We start from the raw sequence: 11,459 nt of genomic DNA, 5'->3' as shown, positions 1-11,459 counted from the left end.
CCCAGGCTGACTGCGGTGCTGGCGTCGAGGCTAGCATTGCCGCCCAGGGTCAGGGCGCCGGTGCCGAGCGCGGCATTGGCGCCGACGGTGAGCTTGCCGGCGTTGAGCGTGGTGCCACCGCTGAAGGTGTTGGTGCCGTTCAGGTTCAGGTCGGCGGCGCCGTTCTTGATCAAGCTGCCACCCGCGCCGGCGATCACGCCGCCCAGCGTAAGGGCGTTGTTGCCCGTCAGGGTCAGGGCGTTGGCACCGAGGTTGACCGCGTTGGCCAGCGTCATGGCGGCCGTGGTGTCCAGCACGCCGCTGCCGGTCAGGGTCAGCGCGCCAATGCCCAGGGCAGCGCTGTTGCCGAGGGTGAGCGTGCCGCCGCCGAGGCTGGTGCCGCCGGAGAAGGTATTGGCGCCGTTGAGGGTCAGGTTACTGGTGCCGCTCTTGACCAGCGAGCCCGTGCCGCTGAGCACGCCCCCGAGGGTCAGGGCGTTGCTGCCGGGTAAGGTCAGCGCCGCGTTCAGCGCCACGGCATTGTTCAATACCAGTGGCACGCTGCCTTGCAGGCTGCCCGCGCCACTGACGGTGAGCGCACCACTGCCGAGCGCCGCAGCGCTGGTCAGGTTGAGGCCGCCAGCGGCCAGGGTGGTACCACCGCTATAGGTGTTGGTGGCACCAAGGGTGAGCAGGCCGGCGCCAGTCTTGGTCAAGCCGCCAACACCGGAGATGACCCCATTGAGGGTCATGTCGGTAGCACCGCCGACGTTGATGCCGGCGTTGAGCGTCAGGGCGTTGGCCAGGCTCAGACCTGCGACGGTACCGGCAAGCCCGCCACCGTTGACGGTGATGCCGCCGGTACCAAAGGCGCTGGCATTGTCGAAGTTGATCAAACCGCCATTGAGGGTGGTCTGGGTGGTGCCGTTGAGCACCTGGCCGATCAGGCTCCAGGTGCCGCTGTCGACGATAAGGCGGTTGAAGTTGATGTAGTTGTTGGCGTTGATCGTGCCGGAGCCGGTGGTTCCGCTACCGCCACCAATGGCATTCTGCAAGGCCAGGGTGTTGTTGCCACCGGCACCGCCATCGATCTTGCCGGCGGCTGCAAAGCCCAGGTTGGGATTGCTGGTGACCAGCAGTGCAACGCTGACACCAAGCCCGGCACCGACACTCGAACCGGTAATGGCATTGAAGCGGTTGGTGCTGTTGGCCCCCATCGACAAGCTGCCGGTCAAGGTGCCGGCGTTGGTGAAGGTGTTGCCCGCAGCAGAAGCCTCGAACGCTGCCCGTCCAAGGATGGTGCCGGTGTTGGTGAAGTTAACCGTACTCCCGCCGGTCACAGCGATGACCGGCGTGTCCTCGCTGAGCAGCGTGAGGCCAAGCAACGCCGAGGAACCGATGCTGCCGGCGTTGGTGATGGTAGTGGTACCGCCCAAACCATTGCGCGCGTCCAGCGCCATGCCTGTCAGGTTAAGAAGGTTGGCGCCAAGCAAGGCACCCGTGCCCTTGATCACCCCCGTGGCACTGTTGTTGATGTTGAGCGTGCTGCCGGTACCAGTATTGCCGATCAGCACAGCACTGGACTGGATGCTCAACAACCCCAGCAACGTAGGGTCGATGGTGCCGGAGTTGTTCAACGTATTGTTGTTGCCCGACAGCGACAGCGACGTGCCTCCCACGCCCAGCAGGGTACCCAGGCTGGCGCCAGGGTTCACGTTGACCGTCAGGCCGCTACCGCCATTGGTATAGCTCGGCGCCAGCGGGTTGGCAGCACCGCTGCAAGTGATGATGGACCCGGCCGCGCTGCACACGGCCAGGGCCTGCTCGCTCGAAAGACCGAAGGCCAGCCCTCCGACAGCCAGGCTCACAGCGAGCGACAAATGGGAGAGACGGGTAGGCAAAACGGAGGCGACGCTTCTGTCCACGGAGAGCTCCTTCGTGGATCAGGTGGTTCGGTCCTTGAACGCGCGCACTGCAATGTTGCCGGCTAGTCGAACACGCGACGACGAAACACCTGACCAATGGCTACATGATTCCTTGTTGGGAATGTGTAGCCGCTGGCGAGCAGGCGTGAGGCTCCGCCGGGGCGGTCAAATGGTGTTAATACTTTTTCAAGGCAGCCCGTATTTCGCGGGCTGCAGCGGTGCGCCGCTTGGATCCAACCGACGAACGGTCGTGTCCGGCAGGCAAAACGTGATGGGCTTGGCCGTTTCGCAAATGATCCGGCCGTTCACTTTCACGCGACCTCTGCCCCATCGTCAGGCCAGTGCGGCTCGTTGGCACCGGGAGGTGTCAGTGGTGGTAGGCCATAGGCGGCACGGGCGTCATCACAGCTGGGATTGTGCACCCCGTTCTCCCATGAAGCGTCGAACTCGCGGCAGGGGGTGGAACGATTCTCGTAGATGGTGCACCCGACCTTGTTGCCGATCTCGCCGTCCAGGCTGATACAGCGGCAAGGCTTGGCGTCTGTGCCGATCATCGCCACGCGGGTCGGATTGATCTGCACCACCAGATCGTCGGGCACCAACCCGCCCGAAGACTGGCATTCACCCCAGAAGAAAGACACACGAAAGTAGCCGCAGCAGGCGCCGCAGGTCAGGCAAGGGTTCTGTTCGGACATGATGGCCAGGAAGGGAAGTTGTTGTTATCGAGCGGGCGCTCGCGGCGCCATTTTTAATCCAAGCACGAGCGGCTGGATAGAGGGGAAATGAAAAAAAGACGGCCGCTGGTCGCGACCTTCGAGCACCATGCTGCCAGCGGCAGGTAAAGCCGCAAACGGCCTGCCATCGCAGACCTGCTTGCGGCTTGAGCCTGGGGCTTACTTGCTGGTCAGGCCGTCGGCGCGGAACATCTGACGAATGCCGCGGATGGCCTGGCGGATGCGATCCTGGTTTTCGATCAGGGCAAAACGCACATGGTCATCGCCATAGTCGCCGAAACCGATACCGGGCGAGACACAGACCTTGGCCTCGGCCAGCAACTTCTTGGAGAACTCCAGCGAGCCGAGGTGCGCATAAGCTTCGGGGATCTTGGCCCAGACGTACATCGAGGCTTTCGGGTTCTCGACCATCCAGCCCAGCTCATGCAGCCCCTTGACCAACAGGTTGCGGCGCTGCCGGTACTGCTCCGCGATGTCGCGCACACACTGCTGGTCGCCTTCCAGCGCAGCGATCGCCGCCACTTGCAGCGGAGTGAAGGTGCCGTAGTCGTGGTAGCTCTTGATCCGCGCCAGGGCGCTGACCAGCTCGGGGTTACCGACCATGAAACCGATCCGCCAGCCCGCCATGTTGTAGCTCTTGGACAGGGTGAAGAATTCCACCGCGATATCCTTGGCGCCGGGCACCTGCATGATCGAGGGGGCCTTCCAGCCGTCATAGACGATGTCGGCGTAAGCGAGGTCGTGCACCACCAGCACGTCGTACTGCTTGGCCAGGGCGACCACACGCTCGAAGAAGTCCAACTCCACGCACTGCGCAGTCGGGTTGGATGGGAAGCCCAGGATCATCATCTTCGGCTTGGGGATCGATTCGCGGATCGCCCGCTCCAGCTCATTGAAGAAGTCCACTCCCGGTACCAGCGGCACCGAGCGAACCTGAGCACCGGCAATCACCGCCCCGTAGATGTGAATCGGGTAGCTTGGGTTGGGCACCAGCACCGTGTCGCCATGGTCGAGGGTGGCGAGCATCAGGTGCGCGAGGCCCTCTTTCGAGCCGATGGTGACGATGGCTTCGCTGTCCGGGTCGATCTCGACCTCGTAGCGTTCCTTGTACCAGTTGGAGATGGCGCGGCGCAGGCGCGGGATGCCGCGCGAGGTGGAGTAGCCGTGGGTATCTTCACGCTGGGCGACCTGCACCAGCTTCTCGACGATATGTGGCGGAGTCGCGCCATCCGGGTTGCCCATGCTCAGGTCGATGATGTCTTCGCCGCGACGGCGTGCCGCCATCTTGAGCTCGGCAGTGATGTTGAAGACGTAGGGGGGGAGACGATCGATGCGCGCAAAGCGGCGCGGCGAACCTGGGTTGGCCATGCTTTCCTCAAGAGACGTAAGCGCCCGGAACCGTCCGAGCGACGTTGGCCACTGCGGTGGCCGAGGCAGAAAATAGTCTGGTTGCCCTGGCGTTGTAAAGGGGCTACCGACAGATTGGCAGCCCGCCAGCGAGACTCGCTCGTTGGCGGGTAAGCGTGTAACTCAGCGCAAAGCCTTGTAGGCGTTCAAGTCGAAGCGCTGGATGCTCAACCCATCGCTGGGGTCCATGTGCTCGCCACGCACCTGGGTGAACTCCGTGGCAATGCTGCCGCGGTGAACCATACGTTCATCGGCAGTGCCTTCGGTCAGTACGGTATAGGACTTCTTGCGCATGGCGCGGTAGAGCTCATCGTTCGCGTCGATGGTCTTGTGATAGGTCATCAGCGCGGCATCGCTCAAATCCAGACACTTGTCCAGCGTTACACCCCAACGCTTCAGGCAAACCTCGGCGAAGTGCCGCACGATCATCCCCGGTTCAGGCAGTGCCTTGCCGGAACCTGCGCCGTCTATCGAAGCATTGCCCACCAGCGTTGCATGACGGCCCGGCATCGGGAGAACGCTCATACGCGTACCGTATGCAGTGACAGGCACCACACAGGCGAAACCTTTGGATCGCTCGTCTCGTGCGTAGAACCCCACGTACTCCTTCACGTTGGCTCCCAGTTGCACACGCTCAGACTGCACGTTACCCACGCCGGGCACCGGATCGATGGCAAAGATGTTGACCTTTACATCGCACAGCTCCGGGTCTTGCGCCATGGCGTTGGCAAGCATGTGACAACTGATTCCGCCCCTGCTCCACCCCACCAGGTTGACCGTGGTCGGGATCAGCGGTTTGCGCAGTTGCTTGATCAACTGCTCCTGCAAGGCCTGAGGAGTCACCGCGCGATCGCCGTAGTCGTAAGTGCGCCAGAACCACGAGCCGCCGGCCTCGGCATCAGGAATGGGAATGCCTGCACTCTTCAGGTTCTGGTATTGCTGCTCGGTGAGCTTGGTGCGGGCCCAGGTACTCTTGCCCTTGATGACCTGCAGGGCGTGCTGCACATTCTCATCCCAACCCTTGCCGAACAGGGTGCCGGTCACTTTGTAGTAGTCGCCGTCATCGACGAACAGGGCATCGTCCTGCAGATTGCCACTGCCTGGGCCATCGACTGTGATCCAATCGACGAATTCCCTGCCGGAGTGATTGCTCGCCAGCGTGGCGATCAGCTCACCATTCCAGAAGTTGGGGTTCTTGTCATCGAAACGATGGGACCCGGTGCCACAGAAATAGACGGTAAAAACACTCATTTGAATGCCTCCTGATGGTTTGGAGGCCCAAACTAGTGTGTTCGAACGCCTGCACGCAGACGGAAAATCTGCCAACAAAAAACCCGGCCAAAGGCCGGGTTCTTGTAAAACGCGAAGGCTTCAGCGTGCGTAGGTCATCAGCACGTCGGCAGCGGTCTGGCTGTCCACCGACATCATCACGCTCAGCGCGGTAACGGTCAGGATGGAGAAGCCGAACACCTTGCGTGCCCACTTGCTGTCGTCCTCGGCCTTGTAGCCACCCCAGGCCATGTACAACCAGTACAGACCCATGGCAGCCGCAACGGCAAGGTAACCCAGACCGGCGTACCCACCCAGCGTCAGCATCAGCGTGGCGAGCACGAAGGCCAGCACGTACAGCACGATCTGCTTCTTCGCCGCCAGGATACCGCGAGCCACCGGCAGGACCGGGATGTTGGCAGCGCTGTAATCCTTGAAGCGGAAGATGGCGATGGCAAAGCTGTGCGGCATCTGCCACAAGCTGAACATCACCAGCAGCGTAACCGCTGCCAGGTCGAAGCTGTTGCTCACTGCGCAATAGCCGATCACCGGAGGCATGGCACCGGACAGGCTGCCGACCAGGGTGCCGTGCACCGATTTGCGCTTGAGCCACAGGCTGTAGAAGCCGACGTAGACCACGAAGCCGATCAGCGCGCAGAACGCCGACAGCGGGTTGGCCTGGACATACAGCAGGCTGAAGCCCGCCACCCCAAGCAGGGTGGCGTAGATCAGTGCGAGGGGCAGCGACATGCCGCCCTGGACCATGACGCGGTTCTTGGTACGTTCCATCTTCTGGTCGATGTCACGGTCGATGCAGTTGTTGAACACGCAACCGGACGCAACCACGAGCGAAGTACCTACCACCACCGCCAGGAACAGGGCGAAGTCCACATGGCCCTTCGCGGCAAGGAAGAAACCGCCTGCCACGGAAAGCACGTTACCGAAAATGATCCCCGGTTTGGTGATTTGGATAAAGTGCTTCACGGACATGCAGTCTTACCTCACTTGGCCAACATTTCGTAGTGGATGCTGAACATGATCCACAGCGACAGGCCTACCAGCAGTGCGATTACCAGAGCGGTGAACAGGAACGTCGAGACAGTGGAACGCTGCTCTTTCGAGCGGTCCATGTGCAGGAAGTACACCAGGTGCACCACGACCTGGATGACGGCCATGGCCACCACGATCAGGACGGTCAGGTTCTTCGGCAGGGTCGGATACATCACCAGGCCGAACGGGATCGCGGTCAGGATGATCGACAGGATGAAGCCGATCATGTAGGACTTCACGCTGCCGTGGTTACCTTCGTGGTGAGTGTCGTGTGCGTTAGCCATTACAGAACCCCCAGCAGGTAGACGACGGTGAAGACGCAGATCCAGACCACGTCCAGGAAGTGCCAGAACAGGCTCAGGCAGCTCATGCGGGTCTTGGCAGTCGGCGTGATGCCGTGCTTGTTGATCTGGTACATCAGGATGGCCATCCAGATCAGACCCGAGGTCACGTGCAGGCCGTGGGTACCGACCAGCGCGAAGAACGCCGACAGGAAGCCACTGCGCTGCGGGCCGTAGCCTTCAACGATCAGGTGATGGAACTCGTAGATTTCCATCGCGATGAAGCCTGCACCGAACAGGAAGGTCACTGCCAACCAGCCCAGTACGCCTGCCTTGTTACCGGCGAACATCTTCAGCATGGCGAAGCCGAAGGTGATCGAGGACAGCAGCAGGAATGCGGTTTCGACCAGCACGAAGTCGAGCTGGAAGATGTCATGACCCGACGGGCCGCCGGCAAAACTGCCGGACAGCACCGCGTAGGTGGCGAAGAGCGACGCAAACAGGATGCAGTCGGTCATCAGGTACAGCCAGAAACCGAAGACGGTCATCTGGCCCGAGTCGTGGTGGTGATCGTCGTGCCCATGGTCGTGACCATGTGCATCGCCGTGAATTACTTGACTGGACATTGATTACACCCGTTCAAAGGTTTCGACACGTGCGCCACCGGTAGGTACACCGGCAAGCTGCAGGGCCCGCTGGCGTTCGCCTTCGATGCGCGCCACTTCTTCGGCAGGGACCATGTAGCCCTGGTCGTCACGCGCAGCGTGGCGAACGAAGACCGCGATGGTTGCTACCAGGCTCGCACCCACCAGCCACCAGATGTGCCAGATGAAAGCGAAGCCGAAGATGGTCAGGAACAGACCCATGAACAGACCGGTAGCGGTGTTGTTCGGCATGTGGATCGCTTCGTACTTGGCCGGCACCTTGTAGGCGACACCGGCTTCCTTGGCTTCTTGCCAGGCGTCCAGGCCGACCTTCTCGGGCATGTGGGCGAAGTTGTAGAACGGAGGTGGCGACGAAGTCGACCATTCCAGGGTACGGCCACCCCATGGATCGCCGGTGACGTCCAGGTTCTGGTTACGGTCGCGAACCGATACGTACAGCTGGATCAGCTGGCAGGCGATACCGAACAGGATCAGCACCGCACCGACCACGGCCACGTACAGGTAGGGTTCCCACAGTGGGTTGTCGGAGTGGTTCAGACGACGGGTCATGCCCATGAAGCCCAGCGCGTACAGCGGCATGAAGGCCACGTAGAAACCGGACAGCCAGAACCAGAATGCCGCCTTGCCCCACTTCTCGTTGAGGGTGAAACCGAAGGCTTTCGGGAACCAGAAGGCGAAGCCGGCAATGTAGCCGAACACCGCACCGCCGATGATCACGTTGTGGAAGTGGGCGATAACGAACAGGCTGTTGTGCAGCACGAAGTCAGCACCTGGAACGGCCAGCAGTACGCCGGTCATGCCACCAATGGAGAAGGTGACCATGAAGCCCAGGGTCCAGAGCATCGGCGGAGTGAAACGCACGCGACCCTGGTACATGGTGAACAGCCAGTTGAACAGCTTCACACCGGTCGGAATGGAGATCAGCATCGTCGCCAGGCCGAAGAAGGTGTTGACGCTGGCGCCTGCACCCATGGTGAAGAAGTGGTGCAGCCAGACCGCGAAGCCCAGTACGGCAATGGCACCCGATGCGTAGATCATCGCGTGGTGGCCGAACAGACGCTTGCTGGAGAAGGTCGAGGTGACTTCCGAGAACACGCCGAACGCCGGCAGGATCAGGATGTACACCTCAGGGTGACCCCAGGCCCAGAACAGGTTGACGTACATCATCGGGTTCCCACCAAGCTCGTTGGTGAAGATGTGGAAGTCCAGATAACGGTCAACGGTCAGCAGGGCGAGTGCGGCGGTCAGGATCGGGAAGGAAGCGACGATCAGCACGTTGGCCCAGGTGCAGGTCCAGGTGAAGATCGGCATGTCCATCAGCTTCATGCCAGGTGCGCGCATCTTCAGGACGGTGACCAGGAAGTTCACGCCTGTGAGTGTCGTACCCAAGCCTGATAGCTGTAGCGCCCAGATGTAGTAGTCAACCCCTACGCCCGGACTGTACTGGATCCCCGACAGTGGCGGATAGGCAACCCAACCGGTCTTGGCGAATTCGCCGACGCCCAGGGAGATGTTGACCAGCAGCACGCCTGCCAGCAGCAGGTAGAAGCTCAGGGAGTTCAGGAACGGGAAGGCAACGTCACGTGCACCGATCTGCAGAGGCAGGGCCAGGTTCATCAGGCCGGTGAAGAACGGCATCGCCATGAAGATGATCATGATCACACCGTGGGCGGTGAAGATCTGGTCATAGTGTTCAGGCGGCAGGTAGCCTTCGGAGCCGCCGGTCGCGGCAGCCAACTGGGTACGCATCATGATGGCGTCGGCGAAGCCGCGCAGCAGCATGACCATCGCGACGATGATGTACATCACCCCGATCTTCTTGTGGTCGACCGTGGTCAGCCACTCGGTCCACAAGTAGGACCACTTGCGGAAATAGGTGAGGGCACCAACGACGGCGAGGCCCCCGAGCGCGACAATGGCAAGCGTCACCATGACTATCGGCTCGTGATAGGGAATCGCCTCCAGGCTTAATTTACCGAACATCTCTTACTCCTCTGCACCGGCAGCTGGTTGCATACTCGTTTCCACACCCTTGGTAGTGGCCAGGTCTTTGCTGCCTGCTTCTTCGTGGCTCGGACGACCACGGTTCATGCCTTCGTACTTGTCGACGATGAGCTGGAACGTGTCAGGCGAAGCCTCGCTGTACAGCTCGACTGGGTTGTTTTCGCTTGGTTTGGCCAAGGCGTCGTATTCGGCCTTGTCCAGCTTCTTCGGCGAAGCCTTCACTTGCGCGACCCATGCATCGAAGTCGGCTTGCGAAGTGGCGGTTGCCTTGAATTTCATACCGGTGAAGCCAGCACCGCTGTAGTTCGCGGAGATACCGTCGAACTCGCCATTTTCGTTGGCGATCAGGTGCAGCTTGGTGGTCATGCCGGCCATCGCGTAGATCTGGCCGCCCAGCGCAGGGATGAAGAACGAGTTCATCACGGCGTCGGAGGTCACGCGGAAGTTCACCGGAGTGTTAGCCGGGAAGACGATCTTGTTGACCGTGGCAATGCCCTGCTCCGGGTAGATGAACAGCCATTTCCAGTCCAGGGCGACCACGTCGATCTGCACCGGCTTCACATCGGAATCCAGCGGACGATAAGGGTCGAGCTTGTGGGTGGAGTGGTAGGTGACGTAGCCCAGGGCGATGATGATCAGGATCGGGATGATCCACACCGCAGCTTCGATCTTGGTCGAGTGCGACCAGTCGGGGGTGTAGGTGGCAGCCTTGTTGGAAGCGCGGTACTTCCAGGCGAAGACCAGGGTCATGATGATGACTGGCACCACGACCAGCAGCATCAGGCCGGTAGCGATGAGGATCAGGTTCTTTTGCTCAATGCCGACCTGGCCCTTCGGGTCGAGCAGGGTCCAGTTGCACCCACTGAGTAAAAGCATGCCTAAAAAGGGCAATATGCCAAACAGTCTGGGGTAACGCTTTTTACTCATCTCACGACCTCTAGATCAGCTTGCTTCAATGCAATGTGTTTTGTTCGCCAACACTTCGTCCTGCCAAGCGTTAGCATTTCGAGCTCGAACCCGCGCCTGCCTGGGATCCGACTGCTGGATCTGGGCGTTGAGCGTATGGACGAGCTTGGGGTTTTCTTAGGCTAAAGGCCTGTACTTCAGACCAATTCCATTTGGTGCGGGAAAACGCGGAGGGGTGTCCGCCCGGATCGCCGTTGGGCGAAACTTGTCGAAGTCAGCAAAAGGAGCGCTGGGGCTTCCTTCAATCCTGCGACTCGCAAGCAGTGCCGAACGGAAATTGGGGGCGATTGTAGATAGGTCGCCCCCCCTTGACTATGACTTATTGAGCAACAGTCTTTTACAGGATTTGTAATAATCCTACCTGAAAAATCAACTTCGCGACAGTTTGTCGCACCCGGCTTGATAGCCCTGAAACCCTTGTATTACAAGGGCTCAACGTTGATCAGGATCAGTCTCTGGGGAAATTTTGCCGGTTATCTCACCGTGCAATAGACCTGCATCAAATCGGGACTTTTGTCTAAGCCCGGCGCCGATTCCGATAGATGCCCAGCGGCACCAGGATGGCAGTGAGGACGAACGCCACCAGCGCCCATTGCGCCAGCGACAGACCCAGGATGGGCGGGTACGGTGTGGTGCAGAAACCGTCGACCTGGAATGCCAGGGGCCAGAGCCGCGCCAGGGGCAGGTCGTCGACTATCGGCTGCAGTACATCGACGCCGCAACTGGCGTACGGGTTGGCGAGTATATACACATGGTTGCCGGCCGCAACGATTCCGCCAATTGCGCTGAGCACGACCAACGCCTCGAAGAAGGTCAGGCTCCGTCGTCCGGGCATGGCTGCGGCAATGAACGCGAACAGCGCGATCAGCAGCAAGGCATAGCGCTGCAGGATGCATAGCGGGCAAGGTGCCTCGCCCAGCACGACCTGCATGTACAGCGCGCCGCCGATCAGCGAGAGGCAGATTACCCCCAGCAGCACGAGGAAGCGCCGTTCCCGATTCAGGCGCAGGGTTTGTTCATTCATTGCCGATTCCTTGGATGGATAGGTGGCAGCGTGTTCCGCCTGCCTGGGCGCAAGTCTACACGCAGGGATGGTCTCTTAGCGTGTCGAGGAAGCGGCGAGACAGCGCTGCGCAGGGCTATCCGGAGATGCTGTGACCGGCGTTGGCAACATCGGTT

The 11,459-nt window shown here is 60.7% G+C and carries 10 protein-coding genes; all 10 read right to left on the bottom strand.

Features of this window, described 5'->3' with window-relative positions; genetic code table 11:
* Positions 1-1,904, bottom strand: a 1,904-nt coding sequence (locus tag F6X62_RS22715) for an autotransporter-associated beta strand repeat-containing protein (protein ID WP_178117585.1), incomplete at its 3' end; no start/stop codon positions are given.
* A 311-nt stretch (positions 1,905-2,215) separates the two neighbouring features.
* Complete coding sequence (locus tag F6X62_RS22710; protein WP_054892519.1) at positions 2,216-2,599, bottom strand: YkgJ family cysteine cluster protein; 384 nt, start codon at positions 2,597-2,599, stop codon at positions 2,216-2,218.
* Positions 2,600-2,797: 198 nt separating this feature from the next.
* The gene (gene alaC, locus F6X62_RS22705; RefSeq protein WP_054892518.1) at positions 2,798-4,006 is read right to left on the bottom strand and encodes an alanine transaminase; all 1,209 of its coding nucleotides are present in this window, start codon (positions 4,004-4,006) and stop codon (positions 2,798-2,800) included.
* A gap of 162 nt (positions 4,007-4,168) precedes the next feature.
* Positions 4,169-5,296 (bottom strand): hypothetical protein, encoded by a 1,128-nt coding sequence (locus F6X62_RS22700; protein ID WP_153774772.1) that lies wholly within the window; start codon positions 5,294-5,296, stop codon positions 4,169-4,171.
* Positions 5,297-5,416: 120 nt separating this feature from the next.
* Positions 5,417-6,304: a heme o synthase gene (gene cyoE, locus F6X62_RS22695; protein ID WP_054892516.1), complete on the bottom strand. Its 888-nt coding sequence runs from the start codon at positions 6,302-6,304 to the stop codon at positions 5,417-5,419.
* 11 nt (positions 6,305-6,315) lie between these two features.
* A complete protein-coding gene (gene cyoD, locus F6X62_RS22690; RefSeq protein ID WP_054892515.1) occupies positions 6,316-6,648 on the bottom strand; it encodes a cytochrome o ubiquinol oxidase subunit IV in 333 nt (110 codons plus the stop codon).
* The gene (locus F6X62_RS22685) at positions 6,648-7,271 is read right to left on the bottom strand and encodes a cytochrome o ubiquinol oxidase subunit III (RefSeq protein ID WP_054892514.1); all 624 of its coding nucleotides are present in this window, start codon (positions 7,269-7,271) and stop codon (positions 6,648-6,650) included. The genes cyoD and F6X62_RS22685 overlap by 1 nt, the downstream gene beginning before the upstream one ends.
* A gap of 3 nt (positions 7,272-7,274) precedes the next feature.
* Positions 7,275-9,293: a cytochrome o ubiquinol oxidase subunit I gene (cyoB, locus tag F6X62_RS22680; protein ID WP_063546100.1), complete on the bottom strand. Its 2,019-nt coding sequence runs from the start codon at positions 9,291-9,293 to the stop codon at positions 7,275-7,277.
* 3 nt (positions 9,294-9,296) lie between these two features.
* A complete protein-coding gene (gene cyoA / locus F6X62_RS22675; protein ID WP_054892512.1) occupies positions 9,297-10,241 on the bottom strand; it encodes a ubiquinol oxidase subunit II in 945 nt (314 codons plus the stop codon).
* 556 nt (positions 10,242-10,797) lie between these two features.
* The gene (locus F6X62_RS22670) at positions 10,798-11,304 is read right to left on the bottom strand and encodes a disulfide bond formation protein B (RefSeq protein ID WP_054892511.1); all 507 of its coding nucleotides are present in this window, start codon (positions 11,302-11,304) and stop codon (positions 10,798-10,800) included.
* Positions 11,305-11,459: the final 155 nt, after the last annotated feature.

The organism is Pseudomonas sp. MNR3A, assembly GCF_009650575.1.
In the GTDB taxonomy this organism is placed as follows: Bacteria; Pseudomonadota; Gammaproteobacteria; order Pseudomonadales; family Pseudomonadaceae; genus Aquipseudomonas; species Aquipseudomonas machongensis.
The sequence above is the reverse complement of the archived record's forward strand: the minus strand, read 5'-3'. Positions and strand labels throughout refer to the sequence as shown.